We start from the raw sequence: 20,730 nt of genomic DNA, 5'->3' as shown, positions 1-20,730 counted from the left end.
GAGAAACCCTGGGATATAAAGGAAGCTTTATGTCGTAATCGCGGTCTAGCCCCGCCGGCGACCCAGCGCAACCACGCAGACGCTTGCAAAAACCAGCATCGCGGCGAAAGCCAGAGGCAGAATATTTCCGAAGCGTGCAAACAGCGTCGGGGCGTTCGCAGGCGGTATGCGCCCATCCAGTCGCCCCGCCTGATGGCGCGGCACAAACGACCTCACGATTCCATTGGCGTCGATAACCGCGCTGATCCCCGTGGTTGTGGAGCGGAGGACGGGCAGTCCTTCCTCGATCGCACGGAGGCGGGCTTGGGCCAGATGTTGCGGCGGACCCCACGCACCGAACCAGCCATCATTGGATGGATTGAAGATGTAATCGGGCCGATTGTGCGGATCGACCACTTCTCCACTGAACACGATTTCGTAGCAAATCTGGACACCTGCCTTCCCGAAGGCTCCGAAATCGATCGTGCGCGGACCCGGGCCGGGCCAGAAATCCAGCGCGCCCGCAACCAGCCGACTTGCGCCCAGTGGTTCGAGTATACCACGCAGCGGGAGATATTCCCCGAACGGGACGAGGTGAGCTTTGGAATAGCCAGCCAGAATATTGCCGCTTCCGTCGAGCGCCGTCACCGAATTGCGGGCCGCAATCTGGCGTCCGTCCCTGATCGCCAGGTCCACTGCGCCAGTCAGGAGCACTCCGTAATCACCGATCACTCTGCCGATGCGTTTGCGAGCCATCAGCGGATCATCGCCGTAAGTGTACACGGGATAGACGTAGGCGGGATATCCGTCCCGCAGGAAATCGCTCAGCCCGGATTCCGGCCAGAACACGACCCTGCGCTCCCCGGCCTGCTGCGGCAAAGAAAGCCGTGCCAGTTTCTGGAAGCTGCGTTCGAACTCGCGGGGATCGTCTATCACCTCCTGGCGCAAATCCGGCTGGACCAAAGTGTAGCGAACCACGCCTTCCCTAACCGGCGGCCCGGGAAGATGCATCATCACGGTCACGAATGCCGCCATGATCAGCATCACAACAAGTGGGATCGCACGGCCGACCCCCTCCCGTTGCCAAGCGATGCGCACGCAAAACCCGGAGGAGCCGGACAGCAGGACGAGAACGCCCGATAGCCCATACGTTCCGATCCACGGCGTCAGCATCGCCAGACCCGGACTATCGAACGGGCCGAGTAGCGCCACTCCGAGTGGGTTCCATGCAAAGCCCGTAAACAGCCAGGCGCGGATCCATTCGGCGACGATCCAGCATCCGGCGAATGCGAGAACCAGTGACAAAAACCCACGCTCGCCGCTACGTCCCTGCCGGGCTGCCAGCCACGCTGCCAACGTCGCTAAGGCCGGAAACAACGCCAGGTAAAACGCCAGCAGAAATACAGCGATCATCCCCAGCCAAGCCGGCATTTGGGCTTGGTACGTAAAGGCGGTGGCGATCCAGTTATTGCCCAGCGTGAAGTACCCAAGCCCGAAGAACCACCCCAAGGCAAAGGCCTGCCGAGGCTTACCGGTCCGCGCCAACAGCTCCAAAAGCCAGGCGACCCCGAGCAGAGTCAGCAGCCACAGCGAGAGCGGCTGGAATCCGCATGCAACGATGGCGCCGGCTAAAATCGCCGATGCAGCGCGCACGGCTGGCCGCGGCGACGCCACGGCCAGATGCACTATCGCGGAAGATGGGAAGGTGCGCCGATCGGGTTGCATCGGCATGGGCTTGTAAGCCCCGGCCGACGCGACGCAAGACAAGTTGCGCCGCGTCGGACAGACTATTTCAGATCAGTTGTCGACTGCCTCGGGAGCCGTCTCGCCCGCAGCAGGCTTGCGGGTGCGACGACGGCGGGGCTTTTCCTCCGCCACTTCATCGGAAGCGCCTTCATCCGACACAGGCTGTTCGACCGGTTTTGGCGCTCGAGTGCGACGGGCGGGCTTGCTGACGATCGCGGGCGGCAGTGTCGCCGCATCGAAATTGCCTTGCGCTTCTTCCGATGGGGCCGTCGCTGCTGACGACGCAGCAGCTTCCGTGCCCTCGTTTTCGGCAAGGAAAGAATCCTGCCCGGCTTCGTCACGCGAACGACGCGGCTTGCGCTGCTTCAGCCCACGATTGGCACCGCGATTGTCACGGACAAAAGGATTTTCCGCTGGCTCATACATCGAAGTCTGCGGTTCAACAGCGTGGTCGGTTGCCGAAGCAGCGGACGCGTCGACGTCGACACTAGCGGGTTCACGCTCGACCCGGTCCTGACGCTGATCACGGTCATACCGGTTATCGCGATTCTGCCTCGGCTCGCGATCCTGGCGCGGTTCGCGATCCTGGCGGGGCTCTCGTTCCTGACGCGGTTCGCGGTCCTGCTGCGGCTCGCGATCCTGACGTGGTTCGCGCTCTTGCCGCGGATCCCGTTCGTAACGCGGCGCCCGGTCGGCCGGCATCGACGGGGTTTCGCCGTATGGATCGTATTCCTGCCCATAATCGTCGCCGTATTCGGACGGCCGATCTTCCCGGCGGGGCTGATGCGGCTGGCGCATTTCCTCCTGCCGCTGTTTCTGATCGGCGATGACGCGGAAATAGTGATCGGCGAACTGAAGGTTGTACTCCTCCGTCACGCGATCGCCGTTCAAATGCGCATCATGGGCCAGCTTGCGATACTTCTCGAGCATCTGGGGCGCGTTTCCACGTGCCCTGCTGTCGATCCGGTTCGTTTGCTGACCGCCGCCTTGCTGACGATTGTTACCGCGGCCACGCCGGCGGTTATTGTTGTTGCTGCCACGATTGTTATTCAAGGATGACTTTCCTCAAAACCCCAGACACCCACCTGCGCCTCACAAGCCAGTATGCCAAACGTCATATGATCGCGGCTGGCCCCCGGCTGCCGCGAGTTCCACATCTGCCTGCCGTGGCGCTAACGCCACGACCGCTTGCAAATGCTGGAGGCGATCCGGGTATGGGAAAACATCGTCCATAGGCCGGTTCGCTTCAATCAATAGGGACTGCGTCGGTTAATTCCAAGCGAAAACTTGCTTCCTATTCACGTTATCCGCGAAAATACGATGACCCGAGCGCGGCCTGCCAGATCGCGGCGGAGGGTGGGCGCCAGACCCGAAGCCCTACCGATCACTGAAACGTCCTCCGCCTGCTCGTGCCCGATTTCGACCAGCGCAACGCCGCCACGGGCCAACAGGTCTGGCAGTTGAGGCACGAGAACCCGGTAATCGTCCAGTCCGTCCGGCCCGGCAAACAAGGCAGCGGAAGGCTCGAAATCGCGTACCGATGGATCGAGGTTGGCATCCGTTTCCACATAAGGCGGATTGGCAAGGACGACGTCGTAAGTTTCACTCCCGGGCAGCAGGCCCTTGCTCCAGCCGGGCTGGTGCCAGTCAGCAAGACGGAAGTGCGATCGATCAGCCAGCCCGAGCGCGTCGGCATTTGACTGAGCCATTGCCAGTGCCTCAGATGACCGGTCGATGCCGATCCCCTCAGCGTCAGGCATATTTGCCAGGACGGCAAGCAGCAGCGCACCCGAACCAGTGCCGCAATCGAGCACACGCTTCGCTCCGGGGTGTGCGGCAAGGGCGGCCTCAACCAGCGTTTCGGAATCGCCGCGCGGAATAAGAACCTCAGGGCCCACTCTGAAAGGCAGTCCGAAAAATTCCTGCGTTCCGGTGATGTAGGCGACCGGTTCATGGCGTATCCTGCGATCGATAAAGTCGTCGAAGCCGCCCGGCAATTCATCGCGCATGTGCGATAGGAGCAGCCGGGAGCGATCGACGCCCAGCGCGTGCGCCATCAGCACTTCGGCATCAAGGCGGGCCGTATCGCTAGTCGAGGCCAGTCGCGCGGCGCCCCCCCGGATACCCTCGGCCACGGTTTTCACGGACGGAGCGGGGACGCTCGTGCCGTCAGTCATCCATCGATGCCAGGCGCTTGGCCTCATCCTCCGCGATGAGCGCGTCGACCATTTCGGCAAGGCCGGGGCCTTCGAGGATTTCCGGAAGCCGGTGCAGCGTAAGGTTGATGCGGTGGTCGGTGACGCGGCCCTGCGGAAAATTGTAGGTTCGTATGCGTTCCGATCGATCGCCAGAGCCGACCATGGCCTTGCGTGCTTCCGCTTCCGCACCCTGCGCCTCATCACGCATCTTCTCATAAAGGCGCGCACGCAAGACCTGCATGGCCTTCGCCTTGTTTTTGTGCTGGCTGCGCTCGTCCTGGCAGATCACCACCAGATTGGTCGGCAAGTGTGTGATCCGCACGGCGGAGTCGGTCGTATTGACGTGCTGGCCACCGGCGCCACTGGCGCGGTAGATATCGATCTTGAGATCCTTGTCGTCGATCTGCACATCAACTTCGGTCGGTTCGGGAAGAACTGCCACCGTCGCCGCCGACGTGTGGATCCGCCCGCCGCTTTCGGTCACCGGCACGCGTTGAACCCGGTGAACGCCGCTTTCGAACTTCAACTTGGCGAAGACGCCCGAGCCCGAGATGTTGGCCACGACTTCCTTGAAGCCGCCAACATCGCTGGCGTTCGCGCTGACCATCTCCACTCGCCAGCCCTGCTCTGCGGCATAGCGTTCATACATGCGATAGAGGTCGGCGGCAAACAGCGCCGCTTCGTCGCCGCCGGTGCCTGCGCGAATCTCCAGCATCGCCGGGCGAACATCGGCGGCGTCGCGGGGCAGCATCAACACCGACATGCGGCGTTCCGCCTCGGGCAATTCCGCCTTCAGTCGCAGGACTTCCTCTGCCGCGAGGGCACGCATTTCCGGGTCGGGATCGTCAAGCGCCTGCAGCGAGGAAAGCTCCCCCCGCATGGCGACGATATCAGCCGATACTCGCGCCACGGGCTCCAACTCGGCATAATCCCTGCTCGCCGCGACGAACGCGTCGCCTTCCAGCGTCCCGGATGCCAGGCGAGCTTCCAGTTCGGCAAACCGCGAGGCGATCTGGGCGAGACGCGCGTCCGAGATCGCCATCAGACCCTCTCTGCCGGGTGAAGGAGATGGATGCGCCTCACGGGTGGATTGACTTCAAAACTTGTTCGACCGCCAGCAGATCGGCAGTTGGTTCGGCCGACCGCAAGTTCGCGGTCGGCGTGCCATCCTTCATGACGAACGACACCAGCACCTTCGCGCCGATCTTCACGGCCTTGTCAAAACGCTTTCGCGGCGACCCGGTAGCGATCATCTCAGCGTCGATGCCCTGATGCCGCAAGGCGGTGATCGTCTTCAATGCGAAAGCAAGGGCAGCGTCGTCCTCTATCGCGAGGATCGCCGTCGGGACCGTCTCGGCCAATTCACCTGCATCGCCAACCAGCATCGCCAGACGTTCGATCCCGGCCGCCCAGCCCACCGCTGGGGTTTCGGGTCCGCCCAAAGCCGCCATCAGCCCATCGTAGCGGCCGCCGCCCAGCACAGTGCCTTGCGCACCCAGACGATCCGTCACGAATTCGAACGCGGTGTGGCGATAGTAGTCCAGCCCGCGCACCAGCGCGGGTGCGCGGACGAAATCAACCGATGCCGCCTCCAGCCCCTGCGTCACCGCGCCAAAGAAATCCTGTGCTTCGCTCGACAGGAAGTCATCGATCCGGGGCGCGTCGGCGGTGAAGGGCTTGTCGCGCGGATCCTTGGAGTCGAGGATACGCAATGGATTGCGTTCAAGCCGGTCCTGTGAATCCTCGCTCAACGTAGCCTTGTGATCGCGGAAATACTCGATCAGCGCGGCGCGCCACGCGTCGCGGCTGGCGCCGTCACCCAAGGTGTTGAGCTGGAGCGTCACGCCTTCGGCAATGCCCAGTTCCTTGAGCAACTGATCGGCCATGACCAGCAGTTCGACATCGGCCATTGGCTCGGCCGCGCCGATTACCTCGGCATCGATCTGGTGGAATTGCCGATAGCGACCCTTCTGCGGGCGTTCATACCGGAACAGTGGCCCGTGCGTCGCCACCTTGAGCGGGGCGAATTGCTTCCAGCCATCGGTGAGGTAGGCGCGGGCGATACCGGCGGTGAATTCGGGACGCAGGGTCAACGACTCGCCGCCGCGATCCTCGAACGAATACATTTCCTTCGATACGACATCGGTCGTCTCACCCAGCGAGCGGGAGAATACTGCTGTCTTCTCGAACACCGGCATCTCCACGCGGCGGAAGCGATAGAGCCTGCGCACTCTCTCGAACGTATCGACGACATGGGCGAAAGCCTCGGCCTCGGCGCCGAAAATGTCCTGGGTTCCGCGAATGGCTTGGGGCGTGGTGTTCATGAGGCGCGCGCTTAGCCCGATCCACGCGGCGGGGGAAGTGGCCGCGCGGGATTGTATCGACTCTGCAGTTGCCAAACAGGCCCGGAGCGGCAAAGATTTGTCTTATGAAATATCGCTTTGCAGCTACTTCGCTCTTCGCAACCATGGTCCTGTCGACATCGGCTCTGGCGCAGGATGCCACTCGTTCCACCCCCATGGCGCCACCGCTGCCGCCCGAGATCCCGTCGGCGCGTGACGTGCCCTATGGCGGCACCGTTGCGCTCGACATCGACGCCAGCGATATCCAGCGTGGCGTCTATCGCGTGTCCCAGACCTTCCCTGTTGCGAACGGGACCTCGCGGCTGACACTGCTCCAGCCCGGCTGGTTGCCCGGCAATCACTCGGAGACCGGGCCTTATGCGCTTCTGGCAGACATCCACTTCTTTGCCGACGGCAAGGAAATTCCGTGGGTGCGGGATACTGTCGCGGTGAACGCCTTTCACCTCGACCTGCCAGCAGGTACCGGTCAGGTAACCGCCAGGTTCGTGCATACCTCCCCCCTGCAATCCACCGAGGGGCGGGTGACGATGACGCAGGAAATGCTCAACCTGCAATGGGAAAAGATGAGCCTGTACCCCGCAGGATTCTACACGCGCGGCATCCAGATGAAGCCCACCGTCACGTTCCCACGCGGATGGACGGTTTATACCGCGCTCGATGGCATGACGCGCGGCTCCAGCACGGGGACGTGGGACATCGTCACCTGGGCTGCAACGGATTACGAGCGGCTGGTCGATTCCCCGGTGTTTGCGGGCATTCATGCGCAGCGCTGGGATCTCGGCCAGAACGTGTCGATGAACGTCGTCGCCGATGAGCCGAACCTGCTGAAAATCACGCCGGAACATCTGAACACCTACCGCAAGCTCGTAACCGAATCGCTCGCGACGTTCGGCGCACGGCATTTCGATCACTACGAATTCCTGCTCGCCCTTACCGATCGAATGGGTGGCATAGGGCTTGAGCATCACCGCTCCAGCGAGAACCAGCAGGAGCCCAAATCGTGGATCGACTGGGACGCGATGGATTGGGACCGCAACGTCATTTCGCATGAATTCGTGCACAGTTGGAACGGCAAGTTCCGGCGTGGTGCTGATGCGTGGACCCCGGACTACCAGCAGCCGATGCAGAACACGCTGTTGTGGATGTACGAAGGCCAGACGCAGTTCTGGGGCTATGTCCTCGCGGCCAGGTCAGGCGTGCAATCGCGCGATATGGTGATGGCGATGTTCGCGACGGCGGCGGGCAAGTACGCGCAAGGCACACCGGGTCGCGGCTGGCGCTCGGTCGAGGATACGACTGCCGGACCGCAACTCAACCGGCGACGGCCGCTCCCTTACATGTCGTTGACCCGGGGTGAGGATTACTACGTCGAAGGCGCGCTGGTGTGGCTCGAAGCCGATCAGATCATTCGTCAGGGCACGCGCGGCGCCAAGGGCCTGGATGATTTCGCCAAAGCCTTTTTCGGCATCCGGGACGGCGACTGGGGCGAAGTGACTTACGATTTCGATGAGATCGTGAAGACGCTGAACGGCGTCTATGCCTATGATTGGGCCAGCTTCCTTCGCACGCGGCTCTATGCCACCGGTCAGCCAGCGCCCCTGAAAGGCGTGGAGATGGCCGGCTACAAGCTGGTGTGGAAAGACAAACCGAACGCCTATGACAAAGGCGTGGCCGATTCTCGAAAGACACTGGATCTGACGTATTCGTTGGGCATCAGCCTGAACAAGGACGGCGAAGTCACTTCTACGCTATGGGATGGCCCGGCGTACAATGCAGGGATCGTCAACGCCGTGAAGATCACCGCGATCAACGGCCGCGCGTATGATGCCGACGTGATGAAGGACGCGATCACCGACGCCTCAACGTCGAAGGCACCGATCAGCCTGTTGCTTCGCCGAGGGGACCGGTATCAAACCGTCACGGTCGATTACCACGGCGGTCTGCGCTATCCCTGGCTGGAGAGCACGACCCCCGGCCGGGGCAACGGGTTCGACAAGCTGCTGTCGCCTCGTCGAAACTAACAGTCTTTCCCGCTAATAGTTAGTTGCGGTGCAAAAGTTGCGCGGCTAAGCGCGACCGCATCGTGATCCAACCGGCATGACCTGGTTGTGCCAGTTACAGTAAGGACCATTATGCGTATCGACATGATTCCAGTTGGCGACAATCCGCCCGAGAGCCTTAACGTCGTCATCGAAGTTCCTGTCGGCGGCGAACCCGTCAAGTACGAATTCGACAAGGCTTCCGGTGCGTTGTTCGTCGATCGGATTCTACATACGCCGATGCGCTATCCCGCCAATTACGGCTTCGTGCCGCATACCCTTTCGCCCGATGGCGATCCGCTCGACGCTCTGGTCGTTGCGCGTTCGCCCTTCATCCCCGGCTGCGTGGTTCGCGTTCGCCCCATCGCCGTCCTCAACCTTGAAGACGAGCATGGTGGTGACGAGAAGCTGCTCTGCGTGCCGATCGATTCTACCTTCCCTTACTATTCGAACGTGAACGAGAAGGATGACCTTCCCGAAATCGTTTACAAGCAGGTCGAACACTTCTTCACCCACTACAAGGATCTTGAAAAAGAGAAGTGGGTGCGTGTCGGAACCTGGGGCGGCGCCGAAGATGCGCGCCGTATCGTTGTGGAAGCGATCGAGCGCTACGAGGCTGAAAAGGCCGTAACCGCGTAAGAACGAGATCCACTCCCCATGTGGTGCGAGGGCCGGCGGCGAAAGCTGTCGGCCCTTTCTCGTTGCGCGCGAGCTACTTGAACTCCCACGCTTCGTTTCGAGCAGTCGACAGGAGTGGGCGATCGCGCCTATCGCAAGGTTCAATCTGACTGGATGGGGCAAGCGATGGCATATCAAACCTTGATCTCCGCGGACGCTCTCAAGGATTTGCTGGCAAGCGGCGCGGACGTGCTGGTGCTGGATTGCGAATTCGATCTGGGCGAATCCGACAAGGGCCGGGCGATCTACGCAAAGGGCCATCTCCCCGGCGCGCGGTATGCGCACCTTGATGACGACCTGTCGTCGCCTCCCGATGGCAGCAATGGACGCCATCCCCTCCCTGCACCTGTTGTTCTGGCCGCTTGGCTCAGGGTCCAGGGATTGCACCGCGATCAGCAGGTCGTTGCCTATGACAGCAATGGCGGTGCCTGGGCTGCGCGGGCATGGTGGTTACTGCGATGGCTGGGTCACGCCAACGTGGCTGTGCTCGATGGAGGCAAGCCCGCTTGGGTCGCGGCCAGCCTGCCACTGGAGACCGGCGCGGCTTCGATCGCGCAGACGGGGGATTTCGAGCAAGGTGAACCGCTCGTTCCGTCGCCGGTCAGCGCGGCAGACGTCCTCGCCAATATCGACACCCAAGCGGCGCAGGTTCTGGACGCGCGTGATCCATCGCGCTTCGTCGGCACCGCCAACGCGCTGGACCCGGTAGCTGGCCGTATTCCCGGAGCGCGCAATCGCTTTTTTCGCGATAATCTGGGACCGGAAGGACGTTTTCGCCCAGCCGATGAATTGGCCGCCGATTTTGCATCCGTTACAGCCGACCGCCCCGTGATCCTGCAGTGCGGATCGGGCGTCACCGCCTGCCACAACGCCTTGGCGATGGCGGTGGCCGGGTTGCCCGCAGGGCATCTTTACCCCGGATCATGGAGTGAATGGATCGCCGATCCCAGCCGCCCCGTGGCGACTGGCCCGGCGTAACATAAAAAAGGCGCCAGACCGGGTCCGGCGCCTTTTACGATCAGGCGTGAGCCGTCACTTAGCCAGTTCGGCCTCGATCGCGTCAACCAGGATCGGATCCTTGGGTTCGACGCCCGGTGCGAAGCGGCCAGCCACCGTCCCATCCCGCGCGACCAGGAACTTTTCAAAGTTCCAAAGCACTTCCGGGTCCTGGGTCGGCGTCATCCCGTAGCCCTTCAGCTTTTCACGAAACTCCTCGGCAGGGCCCTGCTTGCTCGGGGCCGACTGCGTCAGCGCGGCATAAAGCGGTTGCTTGCCTTCGCCCGTCACATCGGCCTTCGCGAAGAGAGGGAAGGACACACCGTAGTTCACCGAACAGAACTCAGCGATCTCCTCGTGCGTGCCCGGCTCCTGCGCGCCGAAGTCGTTTGCGGGAAATCCAAGGACTTCAAAACCCTTGTCCTTGTATTCCGCATACAGGGACTCCAGGCCTTCGTACTGGGGAGTGAGGCCGCATTTGGAGGCAACGTTTACTACCAGCAGCACATTACCGGCGTGATCGGCCAGTTTGTCAGCAGAACCGTCGATACGTTCAAGCGGGATAGAGGCGAGATCGGCCATTGCAAGAAGTCTCCCATGTGGATGCTTGCGAGTTATGGGGGCCGCGAAAGGGCGCGACAAGTGCCGACAGGCTAGGCGCCCTTCCGATAGTCGACAATGATGTCACCCGCGGCGGCCAGTTCCGCTTCGTGCGCTTCTTCCCGCCATTCTTCAACCAACGCTTCCGCTTCCCATTGGCGCATGGCGGGGTGATTCAGCATGGCATCGACCCAGACCTGCCCGCGCCCCACATCCAGCCCATACGTGCGGACGCGAAACGCGACCGGTGCGTAGAACGCATCGAGAGCGGTGAAATCTTTGCCAGCCAACCACGGCCCGCCAAAGCGGGAAAGCCCCTGCTCAAAAATCTCGCTGATCCGGAACACCTCGCGCACCAGTTGCCCGCTCATCGGGCGCAATTTTACCCGGACCCCGACATTCATGATGCAAACTTCGCGCAGAGTGGGAAATCCGCCGTGCATCTCGCTGACCGCGCTTTGGGCATAAGCTCTGGCCACAGGATCCTCGGGCCAGACGCCCGGATGCCGATCGGCAAGATACAGCGCGATAGCGAGCGAATCCCACACGGTGGTTTCCTCGTCGATCAGCACGGGAACCTGGCCGGTGGGCGAAAAGCTGCGAAACGCATCGTAGTTCACCGGCTGGGTGAACGGCTCAAGCTCGTCTTCGAAAGCGATGTTCAACGCTTTCATCAACACCCAGGGCCGCAACGACCAGCTGGAATAATTCCGGTTGGCGGTGATCAACGTATAAGTCACGGGGCGTCCCCTCTCTCAGCGCAGAGTATGGCGGGGAGATAGCGTGGCCGGTCAGGCATGGCGAGCCTGACCGGCAGAATTCGCAGATCAGTGTACGAAATGCGCCGTCGTCTTGGCAGCGATCTCTTCCGCCGTCACGCCGGGCGCCATTTCCACCAGCCGGAACGGGCTATCGTGATCGGGCCGCTGGAATACGGCGAGATCGGACACAATCATGTCGACCACGTTCTTGCCCGTGAGCGGCAGCGTGCAGGACGGGATGAACTTCGGATCGCCGTTCTTGGACGTATGCTCCATGACAACGATGATCTTCTTCACGCCGGCGACCAGATCCATCGCGCCGCCCATGCCCTTGATCATCTTGCCCGGGATCATCCAGTTGGCGATGTCGCCGTTCTCGGCCACTTCCATCGCGCCCAGCACCGTCAGGTCGATATGGCCGCCACGGATCATGCCGAAGCTGGTGGCGCTATCGAAATAGGCCGATTGCGGCAGCTCGCTGATGGTCTGCTTGCCAGCGTTGATCAGATCGGGATCGACTTCGTCCGGGTAGGGAAACGGACCGATGCCCAGCATGCCGTTCTCGCTCTGCAGCGTGACCGTGATGTCTATGGGCACGTAATTCGCCACGAGGGTCGGGATGCCGATGCCGAGGTTCACGTAGAAACCGTCCTGCAATTCCTTCGCGGCGCGCGCAGCCATTTCGTTACGCGACCAGCCTTTGCCTTGCTCCGACATCAAGCTGTCTCCCTTTCCCGCGTGGTCGTGAATTCGATCTTTTTGTCATACGGCGCGCCGAGCACGATGCGCTGGACGAAGACGCCGGGCAGGTGGATGGTGTCCGGGTCGAGCGTTCCGACCGGGACGATCTCTTCCACTTCAACCACGCAGACCTTGCCGCATGTCGCCGCCGGGACATTGAAGTTGCGGGCCGTCTTGCGGAACACGACGTTGCCGCTTTCGTCAGCTTTCCAAGCCTTCACCAGGGACAGATCGGCGAAAATTCCTTCTTCCAGGATATACTCTTCGCCGCGGAAGACCTTTACTTCCTTGCCTTCGGCAAGCTGAGTGCCGACGCCTGTCTTGGTGTAAAATCCCGGAATGCCTGCGCCACCGGCACGCATCCGCTCAGCCAGCGTTCCTTGAGGGCAGAATTCCACTTCCAGTTCGCCGGCCAGATACTGGCGTTCGAACTCCTTGTTCTCACCTACGTAGGACGAGATCATCTTTTTGACCTGCTTGGTGCGCAGCAGCTTGCCGATACCTTCGTTGTCGATGCCGGCATTGTTCGATGCGAACGTCAGGTTCTGCACCCCGGAGGCACGGACGGCGTCGAGCAGCCGCTCGGGAACGCCGCAAAGGCCGAACCCGCCGGAAGCGATCAGCAGGCCGTCTTTCAGTACGCCTTCCAGCGCCGCTTCAGCACTTGGGTATATCTTTTTCATAGGGCAAATCCTCTTCCGATCGCAGAGTCAGGCTAGAACGCCTCTATCATTACGAATAGCGATTATTTTTTATCAATTCAGATATTCATTGCTTATGATTGAGCGATGAAGCGCATCGCTCTCTTTCATCTCGAAACCCTGATGTGGATCGACCGGCTCGGCACTTTTGCAGCGGCGGCTCAGAGGCTGAACACCACGCAGCCCGCCGTATCAGCCCGCGTTCGCGAGATAGAGGAGCAACTGGGAGTGCCGCTCTTCCAACGAGAGGGTCGGCGGATGGTCCTGACCGCCCGTGGTCGGCGGCTGGTTCAGGCCAGTGAACCGCTGTATCATGGCTTGGAGCGAGTGCTGCTGGAAGCCAGCGATTTTGCCGGGGCAACGGCCGCAGTGCGGATCGGCGCCGGCGAAATTGCGGCAGCCAGCTGTCTTCCCGCCTTCATCAATGCGATCGAGCGGGACCGGCCGGGTATCGCCATGGAAATCGAGATCGATCTGACCGCGCCGCTTTTGCAGCAACTCCTTGCCGGCACTCGTGACATCGTTTTCCTGGCTGGTCCCGTCGCCAGCCCGGGTATGCGCACCGCCCCGATCGGATCGGTCGAACTGGCGTGGGTGATGGGTTCGGCGATGGCCGCCTCCACGATATCGTTCGGTAGCCTGCCCGTCTGGTCCCTGCCCGACCATTCGCCGCTCCACGCCGTAACGCACGAGACGCTCGACGAACACGGTATCACCCCTCGTGCCCTGCACACGTGCAACAACGTCCGGACGCTGATCGAGATCGTGGCTGGGGGTCAGGGCGCTGCCGTCCTGCCCGAAACGATGGTGCGCGACGCTCTTGCCGCTGGAACGCTCCGAGAGGTCCTGCCCCGGCCGCGCCATGCCGTCAATTTTGAAGCCGCCATTCGAACGCGGGAGCGCGATCCCGTCATCCTCGACATGTTCAAACGCGCCTCGCAACTTGTCATCGACCCGAAATGATTTCTCAAACCGCTGAACCGTTACAGCATGTGTCCCACGCAACTGATAGGGCTGCCAAGGGTTTTACATTAGACCCTTGCCTGTCCGGTGTGACGGCGTTGGCGCCCCTTGGTTCCAGCTGCTTGCCGCCTTCAGGCCGAGCCAGTTCAGAGGGAGAATGACCATGCGCTCGATACTCGTCAACGCAGACCGCAAGCCCGGAACCCAGGAACGAATTCATACCGCAGCGGAACTGGCGCGACATTCCGACGGGCATCTCACCGTCGTCGTCGATACACCAGTAGCGCGGTACATCGCCATGGACCCAATGGGCGGCAGCTACGTTTTGACGGACGCGCTAGACAAGGCCCGAAGCGACGATGACGCAGTAGCAGTAGCAGTCGAACAGCAGCTCGCATCCAGCGGCGTCGAGTTCGAGGTACTTCGCTGTGAAGATGAGCCGGTGACGGCGCTTGCGCATGCGGGTCGGTTGAGTGACCTCATCGTCGTTTCCCGGTCGGGCGGACTGGCAGGTGATCTTGCTCTGACATCCAGAACACCGATCCTTGCCTTGCCCGATGACGGCAGATTCAGATTGCCCCCACAACGCATATGCATCGCCTGGGACGGTGGAGAACAGGCGGCCGCGGCGCTTCGGAGTGCAATTCCGCTTCTTACGACCTGCTCGTCAGTGACGATCCTGACGGTAACGGAGAAAAACGGCGGTTTCCCCGCGAACGACGCTGTCCGGTATCTTGCCCGTCATGGCATCGGTGCGGCCTTTCAGGAAGTGGAACGGCACGACTCAACCGAGAAAACACTGTCCGCCGCGATTCAGAGTATCGGCGCCGACCTGCTCGTAATGGGCGCCTATGGCAAAAGCCGCATGCGCGAGTTTCTGTTCGGGGGCGTCACCGCTCATTTCCTGAGTGCCGAGGATGCACCCGCCCTGCTGCTAGCGCACTGATCCACCAACAGAGCAAAATCTTGCCGCGCTGCAGCGCAATTTGGTGCGCTTGATGCTGTGGCAAGCAGCCCTAAGACTACATTTCGGAAGGACCTGAACAATAGTTCAGAAACATGAACCTCCCTCATAGGACGTGATTGCGGCTCTTTGTTGCTGAAATATGCAATGTAGATTGCAATTTTCGCAAATGCAGCTCGGTCACTTCGCACTTGCACAAAACAGCGAGTCACTGCATATAGAACTCGCCTTTCAGGCATCCTCTCCCAAAACTTCTACGGCCCGGTTGGAAACGACCGGGCCTTTTTTTGTCCTCATTACGGTGCCCAATCCATCTTCATCCGCTTGGCATCTCGCCTGTTCAATCGGAACCGCCGTCGGGCCGGATGGTTGGTTTGAAATCATGATCGGCGATACCTAGCTGCGATGTCGCCGCCTGATCGATGCCGTGCGCGATGCGCCTTCATCGACGTTGGGATGGGGCTGAAAAGGGAAGCGTGATGGCCGATACGGAAACTAGGACTGACGAGCGGACGGTGAAGCTGCAGGTAGCAGCAGCGCGTCAGGAAGAGAGCGGCCAAGGCATTGCTCGCCTGTCGCGCGCATCGATGTCCGAGATCGGCGCGCTCGAAGGCGATACTCTTGAAATCACCGGCAAGGCGGTTACCGTCGCGCGTGCAGTTCTTGCCTATGACGAGGACGAAAGCCTTCAGGTGATCCGGCTTGATGGTCTTCAGCGAGGCAATGCCGAAGTCGGATCCGGCGACCACGTTGTGGTGCGAAAGGCGGAGTCCCGCCCCGCCCAGCGCGTCGTCTTCGCCCCCGCTCAGAAGGACATGCGCCTCCAAGGGCCTCCGGGCGCGCTGAAGCGCAATTTCTTCGGTCGCCCGATGGTTCAGGGTGATCTTGTCGCCACCGCTGGGCAGCAGCAGGTCGCCGACATTCCGCCGCAGCTTCGCCGGATGTTCAATGCCCCTGCCTATGCCCTCACCCAGATCCGCCTGAACGTCATATCGACCACGCCGCGCGGCATTGTGCATATCGATGAAGATACCGAAGTCGAACTGCGCGAAACCTTTGAAGAAGCGCATGATGCACGGGGCGACGTGAACTACGACGATGTCGGCGGCATGGGCGATACCATCCGCCAGTTGCGCGAAATGGTGGAACTGCCGCTCCGCTACCCCGAACTGTTCACGCGCCTGGGGGTAGCCCCGCCCAAGGGCGTTCTGCTGCATGGCCCGCCAGGAACCGGCAAGACCCGCCTTGCCCAGGCCGTAGCCAACGAAAGCGAGGCGAATTTCTTCTCCATCAACGGGCCTGAAATCATGGGGTCCGGCTATGGCGAAAGCGAAAAGCACCTTCGTGAAATCTTTGAGGAGGCTACGAAGGCTGCGCCAGCGATCGTCTTCATCGATGAAATCGATTCGATAGCACCGAAGCGGGATCAGGTTCACGGCGAGGCAGAAAAGCGCCTTGTCGCTCAATTGCTCACGCTGATGGATGGCCTCAACAGCCGCGCCCATGTCGTCGTCATCGCCGCGACCAATCGCCCTGACGCAATTGACGAGGCGCTGCGCCGACCGGGGCGCTTCGACCGCGAGATCGTGATCGGCGTGCCGGACGAGAGCGGACGACGCGAAATTATCGGCATTCATACCCGCGGCATGCCTTTGGGTGATCGTGTCGATCTGAACGAACTTGCCCGCACCACCCACGGTTTCGTGGGCGCGGATCTCGCTGCGCTGGCACGCGAGGCAGCCATTGAAGCGGTGCGCCGTATCATGCCCAAGCTCGATCTCGAGGCGCGCACGATCCCGAATGAGGTGCTGGAAAGCCTGCAGGTCATCCGCGAGGACTTTCTTGCGGCGCTGAAGCGCGTACAGCCTTCGGCCATGCGAGAGGTCATGGTGCAAGTGCCGACCATTGGCTGGACGGACATCGGTGGTCTCGATGACGCACAGTTGAAACTCAAGGAAGGGGTCGAACTCCCACTCAAGAACCCTGAAGCATTCCACAAGCTGGGGATCCGTCCGGCCAAGGGTTTCCTCCTCTACGGCCCGCCGGGAACCGGCAAGACCCTGCTCGCGAAAGCGGTGGCCAAGGAAGCCGAGGCGAACTTCATTTCGATCAAGTCATCGGACTTGCTGTCGAAATGGTATGGGGAAAGCGAGCAGCAGATCGCACGCCTGTTTGCCCGGGCCCGCCAAGTCGCGCCGTGCGTCATCTTCATCGATGAGATCGACAGTCTGGTCCCTGCCCGAGGAATGGGCGGATCGGGTGGAGAGCCGCAGGTCACCGCGCGCGTAGTCAACACGATCCTGGCTGAAATGGACGGGATGGAGGAATTGCAATCCGTCGTCCTGATCGGCGCCACCAACCGCCCGGCTCTGGTCGATCCAGCCTTGCTGCGTCCTGGCAGATTCGATGAGCTGGTCTACGTTGGAACACCGGACACGGCAGGGCGCGAGCATATCCTGGGCATCCACACCAGCAAGATGCCGCTGGCAAGCGACGTGTCGCTGGCGTCGGTCGCCGAACGAACAGAACGCTTCACGGGCGCCGATCTGGAAGACGTGGTGCGCCGCGCCGGCCTGATCGCCATCCGCAAGCGCGGTGCCCAGGTCGAACAGGTTACTGCCGAAGATTTCGACGAAGCCCTAGAAGATAGCCGAGCCACAGTGACCGAGGCGATGGAAGAAGAATACCAGCGGATGAAAGGCGAATTGAAGAAGCGGGCGATGGAAGTGACTCCGATCGGCTTCATCGCTCCCGGCATGGTGGCCCCGACGCGCGAGCGCAAACACGGGGACTGATTTCCAACAGGACTAACAAATAAAAAGAAAGGCCCGGTCGTTGTCACGCGACCGGGCCTTTTGCGTTTGCATCAGGCGCCTGCGGTTTCGCCTCGTGCTGCCAAATCCATTTCTACTTTGCGCAGTCCCTCTGCGGAAGCAGTGGCGAGGTCCAGCGGGCGCCCGCCGAGTTCGTCACTGGCGAGATTGAGATAGGCAATGGCTTCGTCCTTGCCCAACGCCTGAAGCGCCAGCTTGGTAACCTGCCCCTGTCGTCCTGCCGCGTCAGGACTTAGCTTTGGTCGATCGGAACGGCGGAAATGGGTGCGCTTTGGCTTGATTTCGGGGGTTTCTTCATCAGCAGTCGTCATGCCGTATCCTCAGCAGAAAGTGGAGAAAGGGGGCGGTCAGCGAACGCGGCAAATGCCCATGGCTCGTGAAACTGGACCGGCGCATCTCGCTGGATGGTAGTGCGAGATCCATGCGAGGCTCTCCTGTTTGCGGGAGCGCGGTCGGTCTCTCAGTCACCGATATGCAAGAATGGTACGGCGATGAAGGCAACCTAGGGCAATATTCCCACGGTGGCTAGGGCTCGCTACGAACGACTGATTCAGACTTTGCCGCAACAAGTATCCGCATGGTTTGCAATTTTGTGCACTATACCTTATATGAGCGGTGCTGCGTCGCCTGCGACGGGACAATTGTGCAGCCGCTTGATGCGGCCTCGCCTCCCTTTTCTAGCTGCTTGGCTCTCAAAACTTGCCGTTTTGCCGTTGGCATGGTCGGTGGGGAGCAACGCTTTTTTCGGAACTGAAGACTTTGGCCAAGGAAGAACTGCTGACGATGGAAGGCTACATCGAGGAAATCCTCCCCGATGGGCGCTTTGCCGTACTGCTCGACAATGAACACAAGATCATCGCCTACACCGCTGGCAAGATGCGCAAGTTTCGCATTCGCTCAGTCGTGGGTGATCGGGTGCATGTGGAAATGACGCCTTACGACCTTTCCAAAGGCCGGATCGTCTTCCGCGAACGCACTCCCGGTCAGGCCGGTCCCGGACAACGACGCGGCAATTTCAGACGCTAAATACGACGCGGCGCATCGCCGCGATTACAGGAAAATATGCATACCAACATCATGGGCGGGAACAGCCGCCCCAAGACCAAAACATTTTTCGATCACAATGCTACCCACGGCACCGACACACGATCGGTTTGCCCGGGATTGTTGACCAGGACCGATCTTAGGAACCTGGTGGCCGCGATGGTGGATTGATTGATCTAGAGGATCTGACCCCTTTCCCGTGTTCTATTCGGGAAAGGGCTTTCCTTGACCCTAGCATTTAACGGATGCTTTAGGCGTCCATCTGTACTTCGGAAACACGAGCAGCATCTCGGGCGTTGCGGGCCTCTTCGGTCTGTCGGATACGGTCGGCCATCGCACGCCAAGCCGCTTCGGAACGCAATTCCCGATCGCGCACGTTATCAAGCGTTGCACTGGATGCGGCAGTGGCAGCTTCAAGCGCCCGACCATCACAAAATTCGCGGCTGAATGTCATTGCAAACTCCTGACAGCTTTTGAAATCGGGGGCCGGATTGTCCGCACCCCCGATGGATGCGTTCTCAGGCGGAACGCAAGTTGACAGCGGACGCCTTGCCGTTGCGGCCCACTTCCACTTCGTATGAAACGCGCTGGTCTTTTTCGAGCGTGCTCATGCCTGCATTCTGGACGGCAGAGATATGCACGAAGCTGTCCTGCCCGCCGTCTTCCGGAGAAATGAAGCCAAAGCCCTTGTCGGTGTTAAAGAATTTCACGGTGCCGGTTGGCATGATCGTTTCCTTTCAAGAAACAGAATTCCAGCGCGGAACGTACCGCGCCGGTCGTGCGTCAAGCCGTCAAGTGAAAGGAAATCGTCGCAAGCAGGAGGAATTGCAGGAAGTACTTCCAGCGCAAGATCCCAATATTGCCGAAAACCGTCGCAAATTTCGACGTCAGCGACCTTCGTCATAGCATGTAAATAATTTTAATCCCAACGTATTCGGATTTTTCTTTTTTCGCCCATCAGTTGATCTGTGAAGGCGCGTTGTTCGGTGGCGATCGGGTGCCAACTATCATGTCCACCATCGAAGGAGCGGCGGCGACTTCCGACAACGCAACCGGCATCTGACGGTGCCGCGCCAAGGCACCGGGCATTTCGCGTCGGATCCAATCCATCATCGCCTCCCGGATTTCGCATCGTAAGTCGAACAGCGTGGGTCCATCCCGTGCACTCATGAGCAGGCGAACCTCCAGCGTCGAATCGCGACAATCGGTCATCTGCAATACTTGCGCGCGCTTGTCCCACAGCCGGTGGGCGGTGATTGCGCGGGTGTATTCCGCGCGGATCGGGCCAATATCGGCAGCGTGGTCAAGGTAGAGGAAGACGGTGCCCAGCAGTTGGGACGTCGTTTTTGTCCAGTTCTGGAAGGTGTCTTCAAGGAACCGGTTGGAGAGGACGACCAGGCGCCGCTCATCCCACAGGCGCACGACGACGTAAGTCGTGCGGATGTCCTCGATCCGACCCCATTCGCCGTCGAGGATGATGACGTCGTCGATGCTGATCGGTTCCGTGATTGCCATCTGAAAACCAGCGATCAGAGCCTTGAGCGCCGGCTGCGCTGCCGCACCGACCGCTAGTGCTGCCACCCCAGCCGACGCCATCAGCGTCACGCCGACTTCACGAACCCCCGGTATGGAGGCCAGCACCCCGGCTACCGTCAGGAACACGATCAGGAACGTGCCGATACGGCTGAAGATGGACAGTCGGGTTCGACGGCGGCGGGCGTTTCGATTGTTCTCGACCGAAATGTCGGCCCTGACGATCATGGCTTCGACGAATGCATGAAGCACCGCAACGGCGATCCATCCGGTAAGCAGCGGCATGACAAATCCATCGAACCGCGACCAAAGCGCCTGCAGCACTGGGGTCTCGCGGGCAGCGAAGGCGATGCCGAAAGATACGAAGGCCCAGCGGGTCGGCCCCGTCAGGCGATTGACCACGATATCATCCGCCTCGCTCGAACTCGCGGTGGCGATCCGGTTGAGTATGCGGAACAGCACAGCGTGCAGGATCAGCGCTATTGCGACGCTCACACTTGCCCAGGCCACCGCAAGCAGCGGCATTTCGGCCCAGCCAGGCAGCGAAGATAGATAACGTTCAACAAATTCGATCATGCCACGCAAAACGA

The 20,730-nt window shown here is 60.8% G+C and carries 21 protein-coding genes; 8 read left to right on the top strand and 13 right to left on the bottom strand.

Going from position 1 to position 20,730, the window contains the following annotated elements:
- Nucleotides 1-45: 45 nt before the first annotated feature.
- The 5 genes from lnt to hisS all read right to left on the bottom strand — a co-directional run bounded on the left by lnt (nucleotide 46) and on the right by hisS (nucleotide 6,247).
- On the bottom strand, nucleotides 46-1,710 hold the full coding sequence (gene lnt, locus ACZ1JM_RS14485; protein WP_465133075.1) for an apolipoprotein N-acyltransferase: 1,665 nt from the start codon (nucleotides 1,708-1,710) through the stop codon (nucleotides 46-48).
- A gap of 66 nt (nucleotides 1,711-1,776) precedes the next feature.
- Nucleotides 1,777-2,778, bottom strand: coding sequence for a DUF4167 domain-containing protein (locus tag ACZ1JM_RS14480; protein ID WP_465133074.1), 1,002 nt, complete (start codon nucleotides 2,776-2,778; stop codon nucleotides 1,777-1,779).
- Nucleotides 2,779-3,023: 245 nt separating this feature from the next.
- Complete coding sequence (gene prmC, locus ACZ1JM_RS14475; RefSeq protein ID WP_465133073.1) at nucleotides 3,024-3,902, bottom strand: peptide chain release factor N(5)-glutamine methyltransferase; 879 nt, start codon at nucleotides 3,900-3,902, stop codon at nucleotides 3,024-3,026.
- Entirely contained in the window at nucleotides 3,895-4,965 is a 1,071-nt protein-coding gene (gene prfA / locus ACZ1JM_RS14470) for a peptide chain release factor 1 (RefSeq protein ID WP_465133072.1), read from the bottom strand. Before prfA ends, prmC begins: the two co-directional genes overlap by 8 nt.
- A gap of 37 nt (nucleotides 4,966-5,002) precedes the next feature.
- Nucleotides 5,003-6,247 carry a histidine--tRNA ligase gene (gene hisS, locus ACZ1JM_RS14465; RefSeq protein ID WP_465133071.1) on the bottom strand — a complete coding sequence of 415 codons (1,245 nt, stop codon included), beginning with the start codon at nucleotides 6,245-6,247 and terminating at the stop codon, nucleotides 5,003-5,005.
- Between the two features lie 104 nt (nucleotides 6,248-6,351).
- On the opposite strand from hisS, the gene ACZ1JM_RS14460 reads away from it, so the two are divergent.
- The 3 genes from ACZ1JM_RS14460 to ACZ1JM_RS14450 all read left to right on the top strand — a co-directional run bounded on the left by ACZ1JM_RS14460 (nucleotide 6,352) and on the right by ACZ1JM_RS14450 (nucleotide 9,981).
- On the top strand, nucleotides 6,352-8,307 hold the full coding sequence (locus ACZ1JM_RS14460; RefSeq protein WP_465133070.1) for a M61 family metallopeptidase: 1,956 nt from the start codon (nucleotides 6,352-6,354) through the stop codon (nucleotides 8,305-8,307).
- 111 nt (nucleotides 8,308-8,418) lie between these two features.
- Nucleotides 8,419-8,964, top strand: coding sequence for an inorganic diphosphatase (gene ppa, locus ACZ1JM_RS14455; RefSeq protein WP_465133069.1), 546 nt, complete (start codon nucleotides 8,419-8,421; stop codon nucleotides 8,962-8,964).
- 165 nt (nucleotides 8,965-9,129) lie between these two features.
- Nucleotides 9,130-9,981 carry a sulfurtransferase gene (locus ACZ1JM_RS14450; protein ID WP_465133068.1) on the top strand — a complete coding sequence of 284 codons (852 nt, stop codon included), beginning with the start codon at nucleotides 9,130-9,132 and terminating at the stop codon, nucleotides 9,979-9,981.
- 54 nt (nucleotides 9,982-10,035) lie between these two features.
- Here the strand turns inward: ACZ1JM_RS14450 and ACZ1JM_RS14445 are convergent, their stop codons facing one another.
- The 4 genes from ACZ1JM_RS14445 to ACZ1JM_RS14430 all read right to left on the bottom strand — a co-directional run bounded on the left by ACZ1JM_RS14445 (nucleotide 10,036) and on the right by ACZ1JM_RS14430 (nucleotide 12,784).
- Nucleotides 10,036-10,581 (bottom strand): glutathione peroxidase, encoded by a 546-nt coding sequence (locus tag ACZ1JM_RS14445; protein ID WP_465133067.1) that lies wholly within the window; start codon nucleotides 10,579-10,581, stop codon nucleotides 10,036-10,038.
- Nucleotides 10,582-10,652: 71 nt separating this feature from the next.
- Entirely contained in the window at nucleotides 10,653-11,339 is a 687-nt protein-coding gene (locus ACZ1JM_RS14440) for a glutathione S-transferase family protein (protein WP_465133066.1), read from the bottom strand.
- Nucleotides 11,340-11,426: 87 nt separating this feature from the next.
- On the bottom strand, nucleotides 11,427-12,077 hold the full coding sequence (locus ACZ1JM_RS14435) for a CoA transferase subunit B (protein ID WP_465133065.1): 651 nt from the start codon (nucleotides 12,075-12,077) through the stop codon (nucleotides 11,427-11,429).
- On the bottom strand, nucleotides 12,077-12,784 hold the full coding sequence (locus ACZ1JM_RS14430) for a CoA transferase subunit A (RefSeq protein WP_465133064.1): 708 nt from the start codon (nucleotides 12,782-12,784) through the stop codon (nucleotides 12,077-12,079). The genes ACZ1JM_RS14435 and ACZ1JM_RS14430 overlap by 1 nt, the downstream gene beginning before the upstream one ends.
- A 105-nt stretch (nucleotides 12,785-12,889) precedes the next feature.
- Between ACZ1JM_RS14430 and ACZ1JM_RS14425 the strand changes: the two genes are divergently transcribed.
- The 4 genes from ACZ1JM_RS14425 (at nucleotide 12,890) to ACZ1JM_RS14410 (ending at nucleotide 17,524) form a co-directional block, all read left to right on the top strand.
- On the top strand, nucleotides 12,890-13,765 hold the full coding sequence (locus ACZ1JM_RS14425; RefSeq protein WP_465133063.1) for a LysR family transcriptional regulator: 876 nt from the start codon (nucleotides 12,890-12,892) through the stop codon (nucleotides 13,763-13,765).
- Between the two features lie 163 nt (nucleotides 13,766-13,928).
- The gene (locus tag ACZ1JM_RS14420; protein ID WP_465133062.1) at nucleotides 13,929-14,711 is read left to right on the top strand and encodes a universal stress protein; all 783 of its coding nucleotides are present in this window, start codon (nucleotides 13,929-13,931) and stop codon (nucleotides 14,709-14,711) included.
- Between the two features lie 187 nt (nucleotides 14,712-14,898).
- A complete protein-coding gene (locus tag ACZ1JM_RS14415) occupies nucleotides 14,899-15,129 on the top strand; it encodes a hypothetical protein (protein ID WP_465133061.1) in 231 nt (76 codons plus the stop codon).
- A 79-nt stretch (nucleotides 15,130-15,208) separates the two neighbouring features.
- The gene (locus ACZ1JM_RS14410) at nucleotides 15,209-17,524 is read left to right on the top strand and encodes a CDC48 family AAA ATPase (protein WP_465133060.1); all 2,316 of its coding nucleotides are present in this window, start codon (nucleotides 15,209-15,211) and stop codon (nucleotides 17,522-17,524) included.
- A gap of 71 nt (nucleotides 17,525-17,595) precedes the next feature.
- Here ACZ1JM_RS14410 and ACZ1JM_RS14405 read toward each other — a convergent pair whose 3' ends face one another.
- Nucleotides 17,596-17,874 carry a hypothetical protein gene (locus tag ACZ1JM_RS14405; protein ID WP_465133059.1) on the bottom strand — a complete coding sequence of 93 codons (279 nt, stop codon included), beginning with the start codon at nucleotides 17,872-17,874 and terminating at the stop codon, nucleotides 17,596-17,598.
- Nucleotides 17,875-18,322: 448 nt separating this feature from the next.
- Between ACZ1JM_RS14405 and infA the strand changes: the two genes are divergently transcribed.
- The gene (infA, locus tag ACZ1JM_RS14400) at nucleotides 18,323-18,589 is read left to right on the top strand and encodes a translation initiation factor IF-1 (RefSeq protein WP_465133058.1); all 267 of its coding nucleotides are present in this window, start codon (nucleotides 18,323-18,325) and stop codon (nucleotides 18,587-18,589) included.
- A gap of 268 nt (nucleotides 18,590-18,857) precedes the next feature.
- Here the strand turns inward: infA and ACZ1JM_RS14395 are convergent, their stop codons facing one another.
- The 3 genes from ACZ1JM_RS14395 to ACZ1JM_RS14385 all read right to left on the bottom strand — a co-directional run bounded on the left by ACZ1JM_RS14395 (nucleotide 18,858) and on the right by ACZ1JM_RS14385 (nucleotide 20,716).
- Nucleotides 18,858-19,061: a hypothetical protein gene (locus tag ACZ1JM_RS14395; RefSeq protein ID WP_465133057.1), complete on the bottom strand. Its 204-nt coding sequence runs from the start codon at nucleotides 19,059-19,061 to the stop codon at nucleotides 18,858-18,860.
- A 64-nt stretch (nucleotides 19,062-19,125) separates the two neighbouring features.
- A complete protein-coding gene (locus ACZ1JM_RS14390; RefSeq protein ID WP_465133056.1) occupies nucleotides 19,126-19,332 on the bottom strand; it encodes a cold-shock protein in 207 nt (68 codons plus the stop codon).
- Nucleotides 19,333-19,564: 232 nt separating this feature from the next.
- Entirely contained in the window at nucleotides 19,565-20,716 is a 1,152-nt protein-coding gene (locus tag ACZ1JM_RS14385) for a mechanosensitive ion channel family protein (RefSeq protein WP_465133055.1), read from the bottom strand.
- Between the last annotated feature and the right edge of the window lie 14 nt (nucleotides 20,717-20,730).

It is taken from the genome of Novosphingobium sp. BL-S-24 (genome assembly GCF_055521575.1).
Note: the sequence above shows the minus strand (reverse complement) of the source record. Positions and strands in the feature narration are given on the sequence as shown.

What these genes read in the sequence shown, in the direction of transcription:
- prfA (WP_465133072.1), bottom strand. Translation starts at nt 4,965, where the DNA reads ATGGCGATCTCGGACGCGCGTCTCGCCCAGATCGCCTCGCGGTTTGCC.
- ACZ1JM_RS14450 (WP_465133068.1), top strand. Translation starts at nt 9,130, where the DNA reads ATGGCATATCAAACCTTGATCTCCGCGGACGCTCTCAAGGATTTGCTG.
- lnt (WP_465133075.1), bottom strand. Translation starts at nt 1,710, where the DNA reads ATGCCGATGCAACCCGATCGGCGCACCTTCCCATCTTCCGCGATAGTG.
- ACZ1JM_RS14385 (WP_465133055.1), bottom strand. Translation starts at nt 20,716, where the DNA reads ATGATCGAATTTGTTGAACGTTATCTATCTTCGCTGCCTGGCTGGGCC.
- ppa (WP_465133069.1), top strand. Translation starts at nt 8,419, where the DNA reads ATGCGTATCGACATGATTCCAGTTGGCGACAATCCGCCCGAGAGCCTT.
- ACZ1JM_RS14395 (WP_465133057.1), bottom strand. Translation starts at nt 19,061, where the DNA reads ATGACATTCAGCCGCGAATTTTGTGATGGTCGGGCGCTTGAAGCTGCC.
- ACZ1JM_RS14420 (WP_465133062.1), top strand. Translation starts at nt 13,929, where the DNA reads ATGCGCTCGATACTCGTCAACGCAGACCGCAAGCCCGGAACCCAGGAA.
- ACZ1JM_RS14445 (WP_465133067.1), bottom strand. Translation starts at nt 10,581, where the DNA reads ATGGCCGATCTCGCCTCTATCCCGCTTGAACGTATCGACGGTTCTGCT.
- ACZ1JM_RS14425 (WP_465133063.1), top strand. Translation starts at nt 12,890, where the DNA reads ATGAAGCGCATCGCTCTCTTTCATCTCGAAACCCTGATGTGGATCGAC.
- hisS (WP_465133071.1), bottom strand. Translation starts at nt 6,247, where the DNA reads ATGAACACCACGCCCCAAGCCATTCGCGGAACCCAGGACATTTTCGGC.
- ACZ1JM_RS14435 (WP_465133065.1), bottom strand. Translation starts at nt 12,077, where the DNA reads ATGTCGGAGCAAGGCAAAGGCTGGTCGCGTAACGAAATGGCTGCGCGC.
- ACZ1JM_RS14460 (WP_465133070.1), top strand. Translation starts at nt 6,352, where the DNA reads ATGAAATATCGCTTTGCAGCTACTTCGCTCTTCGCAACCATGGTCCTG.
- ACZ1JM_RS14430 (WP_465133064.1), bottom strand. Translation starts at nt 12,784, where the DNA reads ATGAAAAAGATATACCCAAGTGCTGAAGCGGCGCTGGAAGGCGTACTG.
- ACZ1JM_RS14405 (WP_465133059.1), bottom strand. Translation starts at nt 17,874, where the DNA reads ATGACGACTGCTGATGAAGAAACCCCCGAAATCAAGCCAAAGCGCACC.
- ACZ1JM_RS14415 (WP_465133061.1), top strand. Translation starts at nt 14,899, where the DNA reads ATGCAGCTCGGTCACTTCGCACTTGCACAAAACAGCGAGTCACTGCAT.
- ACZ1JM_RS14390 (WP_465133056.1), bottom strand. Translation starts at nt 19,332, where the DNA reads ATGCCAACCGGCACCGTGAAATTCTTTAACACCGACAAGGGCTTTGGC.
- prmC (WP_465133073.1), bottom strand. Translation starts at nt 3,902, where the DNA reads ATGACTGACGGCACGAGCGTCCCCGCTCCGTCCGTGAAAACCGTGGCC.
- ACZ1JM_RS14410 (WP_465133060.1), top strand. Translation starts at nt 15,209, where the DNA reads ATGGCCGATACGGAAACTAGGACTGACGAGCGGACGGTGAAGCTGCAG.